Below are 19,708 nucleotides of genomic sequence, written 5' to 3'. Positions count from 1 at the left end.
CGGTGGGTGGGGATGTTGCGTCGACAGCAGGAGTTGAGAAGGTTTGTAGCTGTCACTGTGGACACGAACAATCCACTCCATGCGATGACCGTCAGTTGCCGCCGGGAAATGCCCCTTGTGACAACCCTTGCCCCTGCGACACCGGCTGCGTTTGTCTGGTAACGCCGGAGTCAAATTCCCGCACTGTGTCGGCGGACTTCCAGCTATTGTCGGATTGGACTCCGCTGTGTCTGGAAACGCTGGACCTGTCCAAACTGCTTGCCAAACGCTGCGAAGAACGACATCCGCAACGGTTTGATCTGCAAAGCGGGCGAGACGTGCGTCTCGTTTACGCCTCTCTATTGCTGTAGGCCACTGCTGGCCCACGTTGGTTGACCCTCGAAATCGGTTTGTGATCGCGATTGCGCTCGCCGCATGTTGCGACACCGCGTTCGAGTTCATTTCTGGTCGGCCTGTATCCGTTGGTTAAGTGCTTGAATTGCATTTGTGCGGTTCGCGCTTGTCCCGTCCATCCCAGCAGGAGTTCTGCAATGAGTCACTCAGTTGTCAATGCGCCGGAGAAAAATCCGCGTCCCGCCTCCCCCGAAACCTCGGCCAACGGACGGGCCGTGCATGCTCCCCAGATTGAGACGCCCACCAGAAATGTTAGCCCCATCCGGCGATTTGTCTCGCTTGCCCTTGGTAGCATCGGGCCGACGTTGGTTCTGATTGGCTTTGCCGCGGTCTTCTACTATGGGCACCACAACGATTGGCGAATTCCTAAGTTCGCCGCGTTGACTGGGAGTGTCGAGACGGTCGCCGACGATTGGTGTGAAGAACACGCCGTGCCGGAGTCTATCTGCGTCGAGTGCGATCCAACCCTGATGCCGAAAGGCCCCGACTACGGTTGGTGCGCGGTGCATGGCGTTCACAACTGCGTGCTGGATCATCCCGATGTAGCACAGATGAAGGAGACGCCGTCGATATTGCCGAGCGATCTGGAGCGAGCCGCACGAGCCTTGGCCGTGGCTCCGCGAAAAGAGAACAACAGCGCCTGCAAGATTTATCAGGCCCGCATTCAGTTCGCATCCATTGAGTCAGTGAAGCAGGCTGGCGTTGATGTGGAATTGATCGAACATGCCCCGATTGTCGAAGCGATCACCGGCAGCGGGGAGATTGTTTACGACCCAACGAAGCAAGCGAGCCTGGCGTCGCGAGTACCCGGAAGCGTCTGGTTGGTCACCAAAGGCGTTGGCGATTTGGTCACCAAGGGAGAAGTTCTTGCTGTTGTCGACGCGGCACAAGTCGGTGATTTGAAAACAAGCCTTCTGCGGGCGTTGGCCGAAGAAAACCTGCAACGACAAAACGTCTCACGGCTCAACCAAGCTCGAAGTGCCATTGCGGGTTCGCGGATTCTCGATGCTGAAGCTGCGCTGTCCAAAGCCCAAGCGGATGTGTTGTCCGCTGAACAGTCACTACGAAATCTCGGATTGCCGATCGACATCGCATCGCTGCGAGGGTTGTCGGAACGACAAGTCCTCGACGAGCTACGCCTGCTCGGAATTCCCGCTGAGATTCGCACCCAACTCAACAGCAAGACAATCACCTCGAACCTAATTCCAATCGTTTCGCCGATCGAAGGCTTCGTCACGCAGCGGCACGTTGCACCGGGTGAAGTTGTTGACCCGACTCGCATTCTGTTTGAAGTCGCGAACACCAGCCAGATGTGGCTCACACTCAATGTTCCACTAGAGAACATGGATCAGCTTGCTGTTGGGCAATCGATTCGCTTTCAAGCCGATGGCAGTCGCTATGAAGTGGAAGGCAAGTTGGACTGGATCAGCACGGCGGCGGACTCGCAAACGCGGATGGTGCAGGTGCGAGCTATCTTGCCGAACGTTGAAGGCAAGTTACGCAGCGAAACGTTTGGTACGGGCCAAATCATTTTGCGGGAAGAACCAGACGCCATTGTGATTCCCAACGGATCGTCGCACTGGGAAGGTTGCTGCCAAATTGTATTCGTGCGTGATAAACATTACTTCGACAGTCCCGACAGCTTCAAAGTCTTTCACGTCCGTTCGGTACGCTTGGGTGCAACGAACGGCGAATTCACGGAGGTCATCTCCGGCGTCCTGCCGGGCGAAGTGATCGCGACCGACGGTAGCGACGTGCTACGGGCGCAGCTCCTCAAAAACAATCTAGGCGCAGGCTGTGACTGCGTCGCCGAATAGGGAGAGCACGGATGCTTAATTGGTTGATTGACGTATCACTACGCCATCGTGCGCTCGTGATTCTAACGGCGGCGTTGTTCGCGGTTGTAGGCGTGTTCTCACTCCAGCAGCTCGACATTGACGCATTCCCGGACACCACACCGGTTCAGATTCAGATCAACACGGTCGCCCCGTCGCTGGCGTCTGAGGAAATCGAACGGCAGATCACCTTCCCCGTCGAACAGGCGATCAGCGGATTACCGGGACTCCACGAATTACGTTCGATCTCCAAGTTCGGTCTGTCGCAGGTTGTGGTCATTTTTGATGACGGCATCGACATCTATTTTGCTCGTCAGTTGATTAACGAACGGTTGTCCACTGTCGAGCTACCCGACGGCATCAGCCGGCCGCAGATGGGGCCAGTTTCGACGGGTCTGGGTGAAGTCTTTCACTACGTTCTGGTTTACGACGGTGTTGACTTTTCGGAAGCCTCTCAGTCGGAGCGTGTTAAACGCATGACCGAGTTGCGAACGATTCACGACTGGGTGGTCAAGCCACAATTGCGATCGGTTCGAGGTGTGGCCGAAGTAAACAGTTGGGGCGGGTACGAGAAGCAATATCAGATTCGTCTCGATCCCGAAGGGCTGTTCAAGTACGGCCTGACCTTCGAGCAAGTATCTGACGCAATTGAAGCGAATAACGAGAATGTCGGCGGGGGAACGGTCACTGACGGCAGCGAGATGCTACTGGTGCATGGTGTTGGCCGAACGGTCAACATTCAGGAGATTGAAGACATTGTCATCACTTCCAAAGATGGCGTGCCAGTTCGCATTCGCGACGTCGCCGATGTGATGATCGGGCATGAGATTCGGCGGGGCGCGGTCACGGCAAACGGTCGCGGCGAAGCGGTGTTGGGGTTGGGCTTCATGTTGATGGGCGAAAACAGCCACGACGTCACTTGGGCCATCAAAGAGAAGATCGCAGGCATTCAGCAATCGCTCCCTGCCGGCGTCAAGATTCAAACGGTCTATGACCGTACCGAGCTAATTGACCATGTCATTCATACGGTTCAGAAGAATCTGTTCGAGGGCGGTTTGCTGGTTGTCGCGGTTCTGTTCATCTTCCTGGGGAATCTGCGAGCCGGAATCATTGTTGCGCTCGCAATTCCGTTGTCGATGCTGTTCGCTTTCTCGGGGATGTTGAAGTTCGGCATCGCTGCGAGCTTGCTTAGCCTCGGTGCCATCGACTTCGGATTGGTCGTCGATAGTTCAGTCGTGATGATCGAAAACTGTGTTCGTTGCTTGGCTCACAAGTCGGACGGTCGCAGTCGCTTGCAGATCATTCGCGATGCGGCGGTTGAGGTTCGCAAGCCGACCATGTTTGGCGAATTGATCATCATGATCGTCTACTTGCCGATCCTGACGCTCGAAGGCATCGAAGGCAAACTGTTTCGACCGATGGCAATCACAGTGATTATGGCTCTTGCCGGGTCGATGGTTCTTTCGCTGACACTGATGCCCGTGTTGGCGAGTCTGTTCCTCCCCAAGAACATCAAAGAAACCGAGCCGCTACTACTTCGTCTATTGAAACGCCTCTACGCACCGGTGTTGCGGTTCACGATGCACCACAAGACGTTCATTATCGGATCGGCCCTGTTGTTACTCGTCACCGTGTTTGGCCTCGTCGCTCCGAATCTCGGCAGCGAGTTCGTCCCACGACTTTCTGAAGGTGCTATCACGATCAACGTGGTGCGACTGGCGGGGACGACGCTGGAAGAATCCATGCGTTACAACACAAAAATGGAACAGGTCATTCTGGAAAAATTCCCGGACGAAGTCGCACAGGTCTGGAGCCGTATCGGAACGGCGGAGGTGGCGACCGACCCAATGGGTACGGAGTTGACCGACTTGTTTCTGACACTGCATCCACGTGAGAAATGGACGCGAGCGGAGACGCAGGATGAATTGGTGGTCAAGGTGCAGGAAGAGCTGCGTGATCTACCCGGTCCGCGACTGGCCATGTCGCAGCCGATTGAAATGCGAATGAACGAAATGATCTCTGGTGTACGCTCGGATGTCGCCGCAATTCTTTATGGCGATGATTTGGATGTGATGGTAGAGAAAGCCGAAGAAATTGAGCGGGCACTCAACTCGATTCCTGGTTCGGAAGACGTGAAGGTCGAACAGGTTTCTGGTCAGCCGGTTTTGCAAATTCGCATCAACCAAGACCTGATCGCCCGCTACGGTGTACCGGCCAGCACGGTGATGAATCTTGTCCGCTCCTTGGGTACGCATAACGTTGGCGAAGTCTACGAAGGCCAGTTGCGGTTTCCACTGATTATCCGACTGCCCGAAGAAGCTCGCGCTAGTCCAGAGGCCATCAAGCAAATCTTGGTTGCCACGCCATCTGGCGAACGTATTCCGCTTTCCCGGCTGGCCACGATCGAAACCGTGGAAGGTTGGAATACGATCAAGCGAGACTGGTACCAACGTCGCATTACGATTGAATCGAATGTCCGTGGTCGCGACCTGGGCAGCTTCGTTGCCGAAGCTCAACGTGTGGTTTCTGAAAAGGTGCAACTGCCTGCCGGACGCTACCGCATCGAATGGGGCGGGCAATTCGAGAATCTGCAGCGGGCTCAAACCCGCCTGATGATCGTGGTGCCAATTGCACTCCTGATGATTCTTTCGCTGCTTTACATGACGTATCGCAACTGGGTTGACTCGCTGCGAGTTTTTACAGGCGTTCCATTCGCGTGGATTGGCGGGATTCTGGCGTTGTGGATCCGCGACATGCCGTTTTCGATTTCGGCAGCGGTTGGATTCATCGCATTGTCCGGAGTCGCGGTGCTCGATGACATGCTGCTTGTGTCAACGATTCGACAACTGCGGCGAAAAGGGCATTCGCTTGACGAAGCGGTCGAAGAGGCCGCGATGACACGATTGCGTCCAATCTTGATGACGACGCTGGTGGCGAGTCTTGGATTCGTTCCGATGGCATTCAGCATCGGGATGGGAGCGGAAGTGCAACGACCACTGGCCACGGTGGTGATTGGCGGCGTGTGCAGTGCGATGGTGATGAGTTTGCTCGTGCTTCGAGTGCTCTACGTCGTGTTCAACACGCCAGTGGAAAAACTGCGCAGTGATGCTGATGCAGGAGATGACGACGACGGAGACGATGACGGTCATCGTCTTGAACCCGATGAACCGATTGACCCGAAAATCAGGCGCGTGCCTGAAACGGCATCGGTCTAACTTTAGTTCGGCCATGCCGAAGGAGAATTTTACGATGATGACGATGATGAAATGGATGACTAGCTTCAAAGGCATCTCGCTTGCAGCCATCGCCGCCATGGCGATCGGATTGAGTGGATGCAACAAAGACCAAGTCACAAGCGATGGTGCAGCAGATCCCGTCGCTGCAACCAATGTCGATCACAGCCACGGTGGTTGGTGGTGCGTGGAACATGGTGTGCCCGAGGAAGAGTGCGCATTGTGCGACACATCCTTGGTGGCCAAGTTCAAGGAAGACGGTGACTGGTGCGACGAGCACGATCGGCCCGAGTCGCAGTGTTTCATTTGCAGCCCCGCAAGATTCGACAAGTTCGCATCGCGATACGAAGCCAAAACGGGTCAAAAGCCACCGCAACCGGAAGAATAGAACGGCCCGACGGAGTGGCTGGGGCGTCGCGCATTTCTGACTTCGCGGTCAGTTCGTGCAACGCCTCAGCGACACGTCAAACCATCAATGCCGGAACGAATTTTATGAACTGGTCTACCAAGCTCACAATAGCCCTGCTGCCAATCGTGTTTACGGTTCTCCAAATGGGATGCGACTCTCGCGTTGCAGTAAAACCATTGGATGATCCAAAAGCGAATGGCATCAAACCTGTCCAGTTGACCGATGCGAATTTCCAAACGGAAGTGATCGAGTCGGATATTCCGGTATTGGTCGATATGTGGGCACCATGGTGCAGGCCGTGCATCGAAATGAAACCAACGTTGCGATTGGTCACTGAACAACTGACTGGTCAAGCAAAGATCGCGGAACTCAATATCGACAAAAACCCATTCATCAAAGAAAAGTATGGCATCGACCGCTATCCGACGCTGTTGATCTTTCGCGACGGCGAGGAAGTCGGTCGTTTGTTCGGTGTAAAAACTGAATACGAGCTAATAGATGCTCTTTCGCCGTTTCTCAGTTCGTCAATCGAAGCAGAAGACGACAACCCGAGGAACAAGGATGACTGACTGTGGATGCCAACTGGAAGCAGAAGGCGACGCACAGCGAGCGACGCTGCGCGTGGTGCTGGCAATCAACGCTGCAATGTTTGTCGTCGAGATTGTCTCTGGCGTGCTTGCCAGTTCGACGGGCCTGATCGCGGACTCGCTCGACATGCTGGCCGACGCGAGCGTTTACGCAATCAGTCTGTACGCCGTCGGTCGCGCCGCCAACATCCGCCGTAATGCAGCGACAGCTAGCGGCGTATTGCAACTGGCGCTCGGCTGCGGTGTATTGATCGAAGCACTTCGCCGTTTCATCGGTGGTGGGGAACCGATCGGCGTTGCGATGATGGCGATGGGCTGCGTTGCTTTAATCGCCAATTCATTTTGCTTGTGGCTGATCGCCAAGCACAAAAGTGGCGACGTCAACTTTCGAGCGTCCTACATCTTCTCAGCAAACGACGTGATCGCCAACATCGGCGTCATCGTCTCAGGTTTGATTGTTAAAGTCTCCGGTTCGCAAATCCCCGACCTTGTCATCGGAATCCTGATCGCAAGCGTCGTTGTCCGAGGTGGTATCCGGATTCTTAGTATGGCTCGTTCCAGTGAGGAAACGAGTTGAGCGGTGAAGGAGCTTTCCGTTTGCGTGTCAACTGACGGATTGAATGGGTTTGCTCAGTGTCGTCAGGCTTGGTGGTGGCCCATCCATTCGGATGGGCCCGTTGTTTGTTGGTGGGGCGTTTGTCGGCGGGTTGCTTGATGGTGCTTGGCGGTTGCTCGGTGCGTTGAAGCGAGGAGGCGGGGGAACTGCATTGCGATTGGGAAGTGTTGGTGCCTCCATCGGCTGACGGTCAGGCGTGCGGAAAGGCAGGGCGGTTTGGCCGTTGGGATTTAGCGGTGCGTGTGAGTGTCCGTCGTGCGAGTGATCGCTATGGTCGTGTCCATCGTGTGAGTTTCCGTCGTGATCGTGGCTATGGTTGTGATTGGAATCCAAGGAACCGTTTGGGAATCCATTCTGTCGCGGTGCATCTCGATAGGGCACGTCACGGTAGCGTGGCATCGGCCCAGGCAATCGACCATAAACGGGTTGGTCGTATTGCAGCGGGCAACCGGAATGGGCGGGACAGTAAACGCTGGTATCGCCATGAACTTGGTTCAGCCGTATGTCCCCGTAACCGAGCGTGATCGGTGCATGAGCGTGATTGTAATCATACGAGTAATCGTCGGAATGGTGAGATGCGTCGTAGGGACATCCGCCGTTGGAGTGATCGTGAATGGATGCGTGGTCGCTATGGTGATACGTGCCATGACCATGTCCGTGCCAATGCTGAGCAGTTGCGAGTTGTATCTGGAAAAAGGCGACGATTGCGAATGCGGCGATCGCGACGACGAATGGTTTCGGCATGTTTTTCATTTCGTTGTAAGTTTTGCACGGAGACAAAGAGACTTAGTTAGGCAAGAAGGACGGACGAGACTTGTTCGCCCGTCCAACTGATTCAGCGCGGTCGGTAACATTCGCAAGCGAACAACGCTTGATTAGTGATGGCCACCAACACCTAGAACATGGAAGCGTCCGATATCAAGGTGCAAGCCACCTCGCTGGCGATAGGGTTGCGATCGGTAGGTCGGGGCGTACCGTTGCTGGTATCGTGGCTGATAAGTTTGGCCATATCCATAGCCGCCGTAGTTCGATGAATAGCCGTAGTTGCCATACGTTTGAACAGGTGCGTGAGCGTAGCCGCCATGGTGACCGCCACCGTGATGACTCCCGTGGTAACCGTGGTGTCCGCCGTGAAAGTAGTCGTTCGCGGTGGCATCTGTGTTTCCGGTAAAGACGAATAGTCCTACTGCGAGAGCGGCAATTGCAAAGGCACGATTCATAGGGTTCTTTCCTAACATTCGAGGGGAGGTTCGCGGCAAGTGCCGCTGAATAGCAAAGCAACGCATTGCGCGTGCCAAACCGAAATATCAATGGATTGCTAGGCTGAGTTGTACTCCGAGTTGTCTCATTGACGACGAAGTCATGCGAATGAGACGACAGGCAACGAATCACTCGGAGATTGGTTTTTTCGCCCACCCCCTCCCATTGCTTGCTAAGCTAGTTGGGCGGTGTCAATGATTCGCCGGATCGTGATTGCCCGTGCGAATTTTCCCGTATGGAGTTGGTTTGATGAGACGTTTCCTCTTAGGTGCCGTTGCAACCGTGGCGCTGGTGTCCACCGCTGGGGCGCAGCATATCGTGCCACACACGACCACGCATTTTCACAATGTGCCTCACACGACGACCCACACGGACTACGTCCGCCACGGCAACCATGTCGACGCAGTGCCTCACACAACCACGCACATTGATCGCATTCCTCACACGACCACGCATTTCGACCACGTCCCCCACGCGACCACCCATTTTGATAGCGTGCCCCATACGACAACGCATACTGATTAAGTTCAACACGGGAATCATGTCGATGCAGTGCCGCATACGACAACGCACATTGACCAAGTTCCGCATACGACGGGGCAATTCAATCAGGCAGTGCCTTACGGAAATCAACAGGTTTTCAGTCAGCCGAATCGGCAACCGTATCGTGTTGCTCGCCCAGTGATCCAGGGACAAGTGATCCAGGGACGGGCAGTCTCCATCCAAGGTCAACGACTTCCGCAGCAGGGGCGAGTGATCTATCGGAACAGGGCTGGCACGGTTCACGGCGGCTTCCGATCCACCCATCAACCACATCTGCACACGCAAACGCACATTGACTATGTGCCGCATACGCAAACGCACATTGACTATCAACGACACGGAAACCACTTACACGCAGTTCCACACACAACAACGCATCTCGATGCGGTGCCTCATACGACCACCCACGTTCATGGTGGGCACCACTGAACGGAACACGCCTGATAGACGTGCTAGCTGAGCAGGTCGACTACTCTGGCGCACTCTAGTGATGCCAGTGACCGCTACGATGCACGTCGTAGTGTCCCGGCTGAACGTGGAAGTGATTTCCGTGCCGACGAATCGTTGGGGCGTGATAGTCAAGGTGTGTCGTGTCGTGAAAAGTCGGTTGACGCCATCCGAAGCTGCGGTAGCTCGATTGATATCGGTGGCCCCAATGCGATGGTGACACTGGCTGATAGACGCGGCCACTGTGGAAGCCGCTGTGACCGTATCCCCATCCATGACCATGCTGAGCCTGGGCTTCGCTACCAAGAGCGAAGGTGAAGGCGGCGGCAAGTGCGATGACGGGGAGAAAGAATTTCTTGTTCAACATGACTGAGACCTTTGTGTTGTGTTGCGGGGTCTGTCTTGAAGAGACAGATAGCAGGAAACTTCATGTGAAACATCGCATGCGCCGTGCCAAACGCTGCTAACAGCAGTTTTCCCCGTGTTTAAGGCCAATTGGATGTTCTGAGGCAAGAACCGCCGATATCCGATTGACTACATCGTGTGATCGAAGCGAGCCGTTTTTGAGAAACCGCAAAGAAGGACGTTCGTGGGCAAGAAATCCGGCGTCAATTGCAGGCCCTTCCGCATCATCTTCCGCACAACCGTCACCACCGAACTCGAATCAGTTCGGGAGGGGCCGACTATAACGATTTGACGCAATATCTCGCCCATGCTGAACCGATCGAAAACTCCGGCTGGTCTTATTTTTCACGGAGGAAAACGCGGTGATCGCATCACAACCGACCAGCAATCGTACTCGTCAATCGCGGCGTCGGCGATTGCGTGTGGCGATGGGCATGACATTGACGCTGGGCTCAGCGATGAGTTTCACGACAGGTTGCCAGAGTGTTGGCAATCACGTTGCGACATCAGCTCGCAATCCCACAATGCTTCAATCGAGCGAAGCGAACGTCGCCTCAACACCGGCGACGGCCATCGTTGCGGCACCTGTGATCACGGTCGCGTACAACGACAAGTCGGATGACGACAAACCCGTTGCAACGGAAGAGGATGATTCCGATAAGGAGTCCGCCGGTTCCTTGCGAGACATTATGGCGCTGGATTCGCCCGAACCGTCGCTCAGCGAAGTCGCCGTTGAACCATTCTCAACCGGCAATGATTACTACCTCAGCGAACAGCCCGCCGCGTTAACGCTCGAAGCGATCGAGTCGATGGCTTTGGCGAACAATCCGACGATTGCCGAACTCGTTGCAACCACGCAAAAGGCCGCTGGTTTCAAATGCCAAGTCGGTCTGCGTGCCAACCCAACGGTCGGCTACAACGCTACCCAACTCGCCGACCGAGGCACCGATCAGCACACGGTGTTCATCTCGCAAACGATCATCACTGGCGATAAATTGGCATTGAATCGCGCTGTGCTCAACGAAGCGTTGCGTGCGCAACTGATGCAGCTCGAAGCCCAAAAATATCGCATCGCGACTGACATTCGCATCACGTTCTACGAAGCCTTGGCGGCACAACAACGAGTGAATTTGATCCGCGACTTCCAATCGGTCGCGGACAAGGGAGTCGATATCGCCGAGCAACTCAAAGAAGCGCAAGAAGGCTCGCAACTGGAAATCGTTCAAGCAAAAGTTCAAAAGAACGAGATTGACTTGGCTCTGCGGCAAGCCCAAATCCGTTTCGACGCAGCATGGCGAGAGATGGCCGCTTTGGCGGGCAACCCTGACATGATGCCCGTGCCGCTCCAAGGCACACTACCCGATGCGGAAACCAATCTGGACTGGTCGGTCGTTGCGTCTACGATGATCGCATCCAGTCCCGAAGTGCAGTCGGCACAGGCGCGAATCAATCAAGCCAGAGCCAATCTTTGCCGCCAACAGGCTCAGCCGATCCCGAACTTGGATTTGCAGCTCGCATCGGGCTATGACAACGGCACGGACAACGGCATGATTAACTTTCAAGTCGGAGCGCCGATCCCGGTATTCAACAAAAACCAAGGCAACATCTCGGCGGCCCACGCCGAGTATGTGCGTGCGTCCCGCGAACTCCAGCGGATCGAAAACTCGATCAAAGCACGCTTGGCCCAAGTTTCGCGCGACTACGATTCTTCATTGGTCGCCGTCGAGCAGTACGCCAACGACATCCTTCCCAACGCGGAAGACGGCTTAAAGCTCGCTGAGCTTGCCTACAAAGCCGGCGAAACGAGCTTCGTTCAAGTCCTGGTGTCCCGCCGAACCTACTTTGACACGAACTTGCAATACATCGTGTCGCAGCAGCAACTGGCTCAAGCCCGCGCACGAGTTGATGGCTTCGTCCTAACCGGTGCTTTGGATGCCGTGATCGACAACAGCGGCGACGATAGCTTGCGAGGATTGACGCTCAGCCAGCAATAGGCTGAATGCCGATTCCGCTGGAAACTGTCTCAGGATGGGACAGTGCCGAGGTCAGATTGACAACGTTTCGAGAATTTGTCAGACGTCGGTTTTACGATATTTCTCAACGATTCGCAGTCAATCTTTGATTGGCACGACTCGTGCATTAGCTGACCGCTGAAGATTTCGGTATAGCCCTCAATCGAGAAAGCCGATAGAAATACTGCGACGATTAGGCGCAATACGCCGATTGTCCGTATCCCAACAAAGCGACCATGTTTCACAAGCTCCTCACCTACTCGACGATGACCGCCGTAGTGCTTCACGCACTGCTGGGTTGTTGCGTGCATCACGCTCACGCGGGTCACACGCACTGTCACGGTGATGACCAGGTGATGGTGGACGTGCCGCACGTGGTTGGTCTTAGCGACGCTGGCCACGATCACGACGGACATTCCCACGAAGGTCACAAGGCTTCGTGCCAACATCAGCACAATGCGGATGGCTCGATCACTTGCGAGTGCTTTGATGACGAGTCCAGTCATCCATGTTCGGGCTCCCATGGACCGCATGAATCCTGTGACGAAGCTGACTGCAACTTCGTTGCCGATCAACGAGACAACAACATTTCGTTGATGCTGACCTACGATTGGTCGCCCTTGCTGACGCACTGTTTGTCGTTGTCGTCGCAAGACATGCTCGCAGCACGGACGGTGTACGGTTCGCCGCCCGATCCGCACGACGTGCAGTCACCTCTCCGCATCAAGACGCAAGTCTGGCGTCTCTAACGGTCCGCTCTCGTCCGTGATTGAATGAGAGTGACTGTGCCTCGATGCCGTAGCGGAAGTCGTCAAGACTTTCGATCCTCGTGCATCGGCTCCGACACTCTTGGCGAATTTCGCTTGCGCTGATTGATTCAGCCTGCATTCGCCGGTCATCTGCCACGGACGCTTCTTCGCGTTGACCTTTCTCTGATCCACACACATTGAATCGTGGGTTGGTTTCTCCGGCAGTTGTTCCGTTGGTTTCGTTACCATGAAAATCCGTATGCCCAAAGTGCCCATGAAGTGGGTTTGGTTAGTCGCCACGCTGATCGTTGTGATCGTCGGTGGTTTCACCTGGCAGCGTTGGTTCCCGGCCACGAAGGCGTGGGTCGATCAAACCGCTGTTTCGTTCCGCAACAGCGGCGGCGAATCGCACGAGGGTGAGGCGGCTGGCGAGGTTGATCCTCATGCCGGTCACGATCACGCGGCCCACGCGGGGCATGACGCAGCGACTTCGTTGGAGCTGTCAAGACAAGCGATCCGCAACATTGGATTGTCCGACGAAACGATCCGCCCGATCAAGTTGGAAACCTTCCGCCGCTCCATCACGGTGCCTGCTGTCGTCGTCGAGCGTCCTGGTCGCTCTCGAGTCCAAGTTGCGACGCCGATGACCGGCGTCGTCACGCACGTTCATGCCGTGCAAGGCGAGGCGGTCGAGCCGGGAAGTCTGCTGTTCCAGATTCGCTTGACACACGAAGACCTTGTCAATGCACAGACCGACTTCGTCCGCACACTCGGTGAACTAGATGTCGAGAATCGTGAGATTGCACGTTTACAACAGGTCACACGAAGTGGTGCGGTCGCTGGCAAAGTGCTGCTGGAGCGGGAGTACTCACGAGACAAGCTGAATGCCAACCTGGGCGCACAGCGCGAATCCCTTCGGCTGCACGGCTTGTCGGATAATCAAGTCTCGCAAATCGAACGCGAGCGACGACTGCTTCGTGAGCTACAAATCTTCGCACCGAGCGTCGATAGCCACGGTGAGGAAGAATTGCGGTTAACCCAGCATGTCATTCAAGCGAGTTACGTCAAGGAAGACCAGAACAAACACACTGGCCCGTTGATTCTGCAAGACTTGGCCGTACATAAAGGCCAGTCTATCAATGCGGGAGAAACACTCTGCATCCTAACGGACTACGACGAACTGTTCATCGAAGGACTCGCGTTCGAGCAAGACATCAAGCAACTTCGGAGAGCGTCGCAAAACGGCTGGAAAGTCGATGCGATCTTGGAGGAACCAGGCTCCGAATCTCGTGTGATCGAGGGCTTGGAAATGGCGTACCTCGCCAATCAAGTCGATGCTCAGTCGCGAACCTTGAATTTCTACGTTCGCCTTCCCAACGAAGTCGCCAAAGATCATCGCGCCGACGGAAATCGTTATGTCGAATGGCGTTACGTTCCCGGTCAACGGATGCAGTTGCGAGTACCGGTTGAAGAAATGCCGGAACAAATTGTGGTGCCCGTCGAAGCCGTGGCAAGCGAAGGAGCGGAAACGTTCGTGTTTCAGCAGAACGGCAGCCATTTTGATCGCGTGCCGGTTCATGTGAAGTACCGCGATCAGTATTCCGCCGTGATCGACAACGACGGTTCGCTGTTCCCCGGTGATGTTATCGCCATGCGTGGCGCTCACCAGATGCAAATGGCTCTCAAAAACAAGTCTGGCGGTGGAGTTGATCCACACGCGGGGCATAACCACTAAAGGGCCATATCATGCTTAACTCAATCATTCGATTTGCGCTCAAACAACGCTTGCTTGTCATCGCCGTTGCCCTATTCCTGGTGGGATTCGGGACTTGGCAGGCGATGCAGGCTCCAATTGACGTCTTCCCTGACTTGAACCGTCCTCGTGTGGTCATCATGACCGAGGCACCAGGGCTGGCACCGGAAGAAGTCGAAACGCTCGTGACGTTCCCCATTGAAACGGCGGTCAACGGAGCGAATGGCGTACAGGCCGTTCGCAGTGCGTCGGGCGTTGGCATTTCGGTCATCTATGTCGAGTTCGATTGGAACACGGATATCTACAACGACCGTCAAATCGTCGCCGAGCGATTGCAACTCGTTCAAGAACGGATGCCGGAAGGCGTCAAACCAACGCTCGCGCCGATCTCTTCCATCATGGGTCAAATCCTGATGCTGGGAATGTGGAGCAACGACGGTGCAACCGAGCCGCTGGAACTGCGAACACTCGGCGACTGGGTTGTGCGTCAACGATTGCTGACGATCCCTGGTGTGTCGCAAGTGTTCACGATGGGTGGTGGTCGCAAGCAGTTTCAAGTGTTGGTCGATCCTGACGCGATGTTGCGGTTCGGTGTCGCTTTGCACGAAGTCAAGCAAGCGGTGCAAAACAGTAACGAGAACGCAACGGGAGGCTATCTGGACGAACAGGGGCCAAACGAGTTGCTCGTTCGCGGGCTTGGTCGTGTCCAGAGTATCGAAGACCTGCAAAAGGTCGTCGTCACGATGAAGGAAGGCCGACCGATCGCGTTAGGGCAAATCGCTCGTGTCGTCGAAGGCCCGCAAGTCAAACGCGGCGATAGTTCGGCATGGGTACGCGATGAAGACGGGCAGTACAGTGGCGGACCGGCGGTCATTCTTACGATCAACAAGCAACCGGGTGCCGACACGCGGCGAGTGACTGAGGATGTGATGGCGGCCATTGAGGAGTTACGGCCTTCCTTGCCCGGTGATCTCCGCATCGAACCACTCTACACGCAAAAGTCATTCATTGACCGAGCGATTGAGAACGTCGTCGAAGCTTTGCGAGACGGCGGCATCTTGGTTGTCATCATTCTGTTCCTGTTCCTGATGAATGTTCGCACGACATTCATCACACTCACTGCGATTCCGTTGTCGTTAGTGATGACAGCGATCGTTTTCGCGATTTTCGGATTGTCGATCAACACGATGACGCTGGGTGGTTTGGCCGTTGCCATCGGCGAACTGGTCGATGATGCGATCGTGGATGTCGAGAACATCTATCGGCGACTCAAAGAAAACCGGGCGAGCGATAACCCCAAGCATCCATTGCTGGTCGTTTTCCGAGCCAGTATCGAGATTCGTAATTCGATTGTGTTCGGCACGATGATTGTCATCCTCGTGTTCCTGCCACTGTTCGCGCTTTCGGGTATGGAAGGACGTCTGTTCGCTCCACTGGGAGTCGCCTACATCGTTTCGATTCTTTCATCGCTACTTGTGTCGCTGACGGTCACGCCCGTGCTGTCGTATTGGTTGCTCGGTAGCCAAAAGCTTAAGGGACACGAGAAAGACGGTTTCGTCCTGCGAGGCATCAAGTGGATTGGCGACAAAGTCATCCGCTTCAGTTTGACGGTTCCTCGCTTCAATCTAGCCGTCACAGCCGTACTGGTCGCATTGGCCGGGATGTTCCTGATGAGTCTCGAACGCGACTTTCTGCCGCCATTCAATGAAGGAGCCGTGCAACTCAATGTCGTCTTGCCGCCGGGAACTTCACTGGCGACTTCCAACGACATTTCTGGCCGCGTCGAAACTCGATTGCGCGAGATTGACGACATCAAAGGATTCATTCGACGTACTGGACGCGCTGAGTTAGACGAACATGCCGAAGGCGTGAACATGAGCGAGATGATTCTGGAGCTTGATCCTGAGTCGCCTCGTTCCCGCGAAGAACAGCTTGACGAAATCCGCGAAGCCATGGCCGATATCCCCGGCATCGTTACGGCGGTCGAGCAACCCATCGCTCACTTGATCTCGCACATGATCTCAGGTGTGAAGGCTCAAATTGGCATCAAGATTTACGGTGACGATCTTGACCTGCTTAGACGCAAGGCGGGCGAGATGGAAGCGGCGATGAAAGCGGTGCCCGGAACCAAGGATGTGCTGGTCGAACCGCAGGTCATCATTCCGCAACTGCGGATCGAACTCGATCGTGACAAGCTGTTGCTTTACGGGCTCAGTGCCGTCGAAGTCAACGAGTTCATCGAAACGGCTCTCAACGGACAAGTCGTTTCCGAAATCCTGATCGGACAACGCACGTTCGATTTGATGCTGCGTCTCGATGAGGATTACCGCGAGAACATGCAAACGCTCAAGCGGTTGACGATCGACCTCGCTGACGGCGGCAAATTGCCCTTGGAATCGGTCGCAAACATTTACGAATCAGGCGGCCCGAACACAATCAATCGCGAAGACGTTCGTCGCCGGATCGTTTTGCAATGCAACGTCTCCGAGCGTGGCGTGGTCGATGTGGTGCAAGACATACAGAAGAAGGTCCAACCCATCGTCGAGTCGTTGCCGCCGGGATACTTCGTTCAGTACAGCGGTCAGTTTGAAAGCCAGCAATCCGCATCGCGAGTCATCGGCATCCTGTTTGCCGTCTCGTTGGTCGGCGTGTTCTTGGTGCTTTACACGATGTTCCGCAGTGTCAACCTCTCGCTGCAAGTGATGATGGCGCTGCCAATGGCGTTCATCGGTTCGGTGATCGCGTTGGTCGTCACAGGCCAAACGCTGACCGTCGCTGCGATGGTCGGGTTCATTTCACTGGCCGGGATCGCATCGCGAAACGGAATCTTGTTGCTGAACCATTACCTGCACCTCGTCCAGCACGAAGGCGAAGACTGGACAAAAGAAATGATCGTTCGAGCGGGTCTGGAACGACTCGCCCCCGTGCTGATGACGGCTCTGACTTCCGGCATCGGCCTGGTGCCGCTGGTCATGGCGGCCGGTGAGCCGGGCAAAGAAATCCTGTATCCGGTTGCGACCGTGATTCTCGGCGGACTGATTAGCTCAACGCTACTCGACTTCTTTGTCCACCCGGCATTGTTCTGGCTGATTGGACTGAAGTCGGCGGAACGTGTTGTCAGCGAATCGAAAACCGACATTCCTCTGACTGAAGAGTCCGAAGACGAGGAATCTCACCAACAATTCAACCACTCTCGGTCAAGGACGACAGAGACCTCCCAACCCCTTTCCGAGCCCGTGACCTAAGACAGGAAGCGAACGGATCATTTTCCAAAAGGAAAGTTTTATGTTGAAACGAATTTCAAAACTACTGTGCTTCGTTGCACTCGCATCGGTTGGCGGCGTTGCCAGTGCCGAAGAGTCGATCGCATTCTGCTTGCCTGAGTGGAAAGAAATGCACTTCGACGATTCAGTCAAAGCGCAGCAACACCTTGCCGCCGTACAAAAGCTCGGCTGTGAAGCCAAGATCGACAGTCACGGCGGTCACACTGATGTCGTTTACAGGTCACCAAAATGGAAAAGCTTGGAAGTTGCCGACGACAAGCTTGCTCACCAATGGGAATCTTGGCTCAAGAAAGCAGGATTCGAGACTCTTCACGGTCACGCAGCGGATCACGGTGGCGACGATCATGCTGGGCATGAAGGCCACGACCATGCGGCACACGACCACGATCACGCCGGACATAGCCACGGTCCCGGACAAGTCGAAGAGGTCAACTATCGCACCACCGATTGGAGGACCATTCACGTTGAAAACCAAGAACAGCTCTCGGAACTGACCGCGATGCTCAAGGGACTCGGATGCGAGTTGAAGAGCTCACAGCATTCCGGCCACGCCGACCTAAGTTTCCGCTGTCCGCAATGGAAACACATTGAAGTCGGATCACATCAAGTTGCCACCACGTGGGAACAGTGGCTCGCGAAAACGGGCTTCGAGGTCAAACACTCTCACTAACCACTTCCTCGCAATCTCCATTTACCCAACCCCCTCCCAAGAGAAATCAAATGAAACTAACAAACACTTTTTACACGCTTGCACTTGCATCCATGACCTTCGGCCTTGTCGGCTGCAAAGACGGGGGAACGACCGTTGAAACATCGGCACCTCCGGCGACCGTCGATGCCCATGATGATCACGAAGGTCATGCTCACCCGACCGAAGGACCGCATCATGGCGGCTTGATTGAACTCGGCAACGAAGAATACCACGCCGAACTCGTTCACGACGAAGACTCAGGTTCAGTGACGATCTATGTTCTCAACGCCGCCGCGACCGAGCAAATCCCGATCGAATCGACCGAGATCACGATCAACGTCAAGCACGACGGCAAACCAGAGCAGTTCAAGCTGGCTGCTTCGCCTGATGCAACCGACCCGGAGGGCAAGTCGTCACGCTTCGTCTCCACCGACGCGGAACTCGGCGAACATCTCGACGAAGAAGGAGCCGATCCGAAACTAGTTCTCACGATCAACGGAAAATCGTTTCGAGGGACGATCGAGCACGACCATGACCACGAAGGTCACGATCACTAAGAAATGATGATTGGAGATTGCAGATTGGACATTTCTCCAATCTGCGTTCTTCAATCTGCGATCAACAATCTCGAATCATCAATTCCCACACGCCGGGGTGGAATCTGATGAGACAACTTCTCTCGGCACTCAAAAGGAATGACGACGATGAAACGGATTTTCAATCAAACGACGATCGCACTGACGATGACGCTGGTAACCGCTTGCTTTGCGATGGCCCAAACCGCTCTTGCGGCAAGTCCTGCTGAGCAAGCGATTCAAGCGGCCAACGCTAACAACCAGTTTGCCTTCGTGATGTTCTATCGCGGCAACGATGCGGCGACGAAAACAATGCACGGCACGCTTCAAACAGCACTGGCCAACCGTCAAGACGCCGTGGTCGTGCCCGTACAAATTGGTAACGTCGCCGAGCAAGCCTTGGTCAAACAGTTCGATGCAACCCGAATGCCGATGCCAGCGGTTGCCACCCTCGCTCCCAACGGTGCGGTGTGCAGCGTTTTCCCGCGACGTGTGACGGAGCAGCAACTTGCCGCCGCGATCGTTTCGTCTGGACAGACGCAAATCCTGAAGGCCCTGCAGGACCGCAAACTCGTGTTGCTGTGTGCTCAACCGAGTGCCGGTGCCCCGGTCCCCGTTGGCGTTCAACAATTTCAAGCCGACAAGCTGTACAGCAATCGAACCGAAGTCGTCACCGTGTTGGCGAACGATCCTGCCGAGGCTGAGTTCTTGACCAAGATCGGAGTGAAACCAGGCCAACCGACACCCGTTGTTGCATTCATGGCACCTCCAGGTGTCATGGTTGGAACCTTCAATGCAAACGTCAGTTTCGATGTTTTGGCTGAGAAGTTAGCCGCCGCCGGCAAATGCTGCGACGACGAAAACTGCAAGCACCACAAATCGGCTCAGGCTTCGCAACCAGCACGACGCTAGTGCT

The 19,708-nt window shown here is 55.2% G+C and carries 16 protein-coding genes; 13 read left to right on the top strand and 3 right to left on the bottom strand.

What is annotated here, in order from left to right; translation table 11 throughout:
• Positions 1-206: 206 nt before the first annotated feature.
• From PSR62_RS00685 to PSR62_RS00660, 6 genes are all read left to right on the top strand, one after another.
• Positions 207-350 (top strand): hypothetical protein, encoded by a 144-nt coding sequence (locus PSR62_RS00685; protein WP_274405911.1) that lies wholly within the window; start codon positions 207-209, stop codon positions 348-350.
• Between the two features lie 180 nt (positions 351-530).
• On the top strand, positions 531-2,210 hold the full coding sequence (locus tag PSR62_RS00680; RefSeq protein WP_274405910.1) for an efflux RND transporter periplasmic adaptor subunit: 1,680 nt from the start codon (positions 531-533) through the stop codon (positions 2,208-2,210).
• Between the two features lie 11 nt (positions 2,211-2,221).
• Positions 2,222-5,443, top strand: coding sequence for an efflux RND transporter permease subunit (locus PSR62_RS00675; RefSeq protein WP_274405909.1), 3,222 nt, complete (start codon positions 2,222-2,224; stop codon positions 5,441-5,443).
• A 46-nt stretch (positions 5,444-5,489) separates the two neighbouring features.
• A complete protein-coding gene (locus PSR62_RS00670; protein ID WP_338020262.1) occupies positions 5,490-5,849 on the top strand; it encodes an RND transporter in 360 nt (119 codons plus the stop codon).
• Between the two features lie 104 nt (positions 5,850-5,953).
• Positions 5,954-6,439 carry a thioredoxin family protein gene (locus PSR62_RS00665; RefSeq protein WP_274405907.1) on the top strand — a complete coding sequence of 162 codons (486 nt, stop codon included), beginning with the start codon at positions 5,954-5,956 and terminating at the stop codon, positions 6,437-6,439.
• Positions 6,432-7,034: a cation transporter gene (locus PSR62_RS00660; RefSeq protein WP_274405906.1), complete on the top strand. Its 603-nt coding sequence runs from the start codon at positions 6,432-6,434 to the stop codon at positions 7,032-7,034. Before PSR62_RS00665 ends, PSR62_RS00660 begins: the two co-directional genes overlap by 8 nt.
• A gap of 27 nt (positions 7,035-7,061) precedes the next feature.
• Here PSR62_RS00660 and PSR62_RS00655 read toward each other — a convergent pair whose 3' ends face one another.
• The 3 genes from PSR62_RS00655 to PSR62_RS00645 all read right to left on the bottom strand — a co-directional run bounded on the left by PSR62_RS00655 (position 7,062) and on the right by PSR62_RS00645 (position 9,690).
• On the bottom strand, positions 7,062-7,817 hold the full coding sequence (locus PSR62_RS00655; RefSeq protein WP_274405905.1) for a hypothetical protein: 756 nt from the start codon (positions 7,815-7,817) through the stop codon (positions 7,062-7,064).
• A gap of 131 nt (positions 7,818-7,948) precedes the next feature.
• A complete protein-coding gene (locus PSR62_RS00650) occupies positions 7,949-8,293 on the bottom strand; it encodes a hypothetical protein (RefSeq protein ID WP_274405904.1) in 345 nt (114 codons plus the stop codon).
• A gap of 1,067 nt (positions 8,294-9,360) precedes the next feature.
• Positions 9,361-9,690: a hypothetical protein gene (locus PSR62_RS00645; RefSeq protein ID WP_274405903.1), complete on the bottom strand. Its 330-nt coding sequence runs from the start codon at positions 9,688-9,690 to the stop codon at positions 9,361-9,363.
• A gap of 400 nt (positions 9,691-10,090) precedes the next feature.
• Between PSR62_RS00645 and PSR62_RS00640 the strand changes: the two genes are divergently transcribed.
• The 7 genes from PSR62_RS00640 (at position 10,091) to PSR62_RS00610 (ending at position 19,704) form a co-directional block, all read left to right on the top strand.
• Positions 10,091-11,722 (top strand): TolC family protein, encoded by a 1,632-nt coding sequence (locus tag PSR62_RS00640; protein ID WP_274405902.1) that lies wholly within the window; start codon positions 10,091-10,093, stop codon positions 11,720-11,722.
• Positions 11,723-11,976: 254 nt separating this feature from the next.
• Positions 11,977-12,489: a hypothetical protein gene (locus PSR62_RS00635; protein WP_274405901.1), complete on the top strand. Its 513-nt coding sequence runs from the start codon at positions 11,977-11,979 to the stop codon at positions 12,487-12,489.
• Between the two features lie 259 nt (positions 12,490-12,748).
• Positions 12,749-14,224, top strand: a complete 1,476-nt coding sequence (locus PSR62_RS00630) for an efflux RND transporter periplasmic adaptor subunit (RefSeq protein WP_274405900.1) — start codon at positions 12,749-12,751, stop codon at positions 14,222-14,224.
• Positions 14,225-14,235: 11 nt separating this feature from the next.
• Entirely contained in the window at positions 14,236-17,487 is a 3,252-nt protein-coding gene (locus PSR62_RS00625; protein ID WP_274405899.1) for an efflux RND transporter permease subunit, read from the top strand.
• Between the two features lie 40 nt (positions 17,488-17,527).
• On the top strand, positions 17,528-18,196 hold the full coding sequence (locus tag PSR62_RS00620) for a hypothetical protein (RefSeq protein ID WP_274405898.1): 669 nt from the start codon (positions 17,528-17,530) through the stop codon (positions 18,194-18,196).
• A gap of 50 nt (positions 18,197-18,246) precedes the next feature.
• Complete coding sequence (locus PSR62_RS00615; RefSeq protein WP_274405897.1) at positions 18,247-18,774, top strand: hypothetical protein; 528 nt, start codon at positions 18,247-18,249, stop codon at positions 18,772-18,774.
• Positions 18,775-18,921: 147 nt separating this feature from the next.
• On the top strand, positions 18,922-19,704 hold the full coding sequence (locus PSR62_RS00610) for a hypothetical protein (protein WP_274405896.1): 783 nt from the start codon (positions 18,922-18,924) through the stop codon (positions 19,702-19,704).
• Positions 19,705-19,708: the final 4 nt, after the last annotated feature.

Origin of the sequence: Rhodopirellula sp. P2, from assembly GCF_028768465.1 — a bacterium.
Classification (GTDB): Bacteria; Planctomycetota; Planctomycetia; order Pirellulales; family Pirellulaceae; genus Rhodopirellula.
Note: the sequence above shows the minus strand (reverse complement) of the source record. Positions and strands in the feature narration are given on the sequence as shown.

What these genes read in the sequence shown, in the direction of transcription:
- PSR62_RS00620 (WP_274405898.1), top strand. Translation starts at nt 17,528, where the DNA reads ATGTTGAAACGAATTTCAAAACTACTGTGCTTCGTTGCACTCGCATCG.
- PSR62_RS00630 (WP_274405900.1), top strand. Translation starts at nt 12,749, where the DNA reads ATGCCCAAAGTGCCCATGAAGTGGGTTTGGTTAGTCGCCACGCTGATC.
- PSR62_RS00650 (WP_274405904.1), bottom strand. Translation starts at nt 8,293, where the DNA reads ATGAATCGTGCCTTTGCAATTGCCGCTCTCGCAGTAGGACTATTCGTC.
- PSR62_RS00675 (WP_274405909.1), top strand. Translation starts at nt 2,222, where the DNA reads ATGCTTAATTGGTTGATTGACGTATCACTACGCCATCGTGCGCTCGTG.
- PSR62_RS00645 (WP_274405903.1), bottom strand. Translation starts at nt 9,690, where the DNA reads ATGTTGAACAAGAAATTCTTTCTCCCCGTCATCGCACTTGCCGCCGCC.
- PSR62_RS00610 (WP_274405896.1), top strand. Translation starts at nt 18,922, where the DNA reads ATGAAACGGATTTTCAATCAAACGACGATCGCACTGACGATGACGCTG.
- PSR62_RS00655 (WP_274405905.1), bottom strand. Translation starts at nt 7,817, where the DNA reads ATGCCGAAACCATTCGTCGTCGCGATCGCCGCATTCGCAATCGTCGCC.
- PSR62_RS00680 (WP_274405910.1), top strand. Translation starts at nt 531, where the DNA reads ATGAGTCACTCAGTTGTCAATGCGCCGGAGAAAAATCCGCGTCCCGCC.
- PSR62_RS00625 (WP_274405899.1), top strand. Translation starts at nt 14,236, where the DNA reads ATGCTTAACTCAATCATTCGATTTGCGCTCAAACAACGCTTGCTTGTC.
- PSR62_RS00670 (WP_338020262.1), top strand. Translation starts at nt 5,490, where the DNA reads ATGAAATGGATGACTAGCTTCAAAGGCATCTCGCTTGCAGCCATCGCC.
- PSR62_RS00660 (WP_274405906.1), top strand. Translation starts at nt 6,432, where the DNA reads ATGACTGACTGTGGATGCCAACTGGAAGCAGAAGGCGACGCACAGCGA.
- PSR62_RS00635 (WP_274405901.1), top strand. Translation starts at nt 11,977, where the DNA reads ATGTTTCACAAGCTCCTCACCTACTCGACGATGACCGCCGTAGTGCTT.
- PSR62_RS00665 (WP_274405907.1), top strand. Translation starts at nt 5,954, where the DNA reads ATGAACTGGTCTACCAAGCTCACAATAGCCCTGCTGCCAATCGTGTTT.
- PSR62_RS00615 (WP_274405897.1), top strand. Translation starts at nt 18,247, where the DNA reads ATGAAACTAACAAACACTTTTTACACGCTTGCACTTGCATCCATGACC.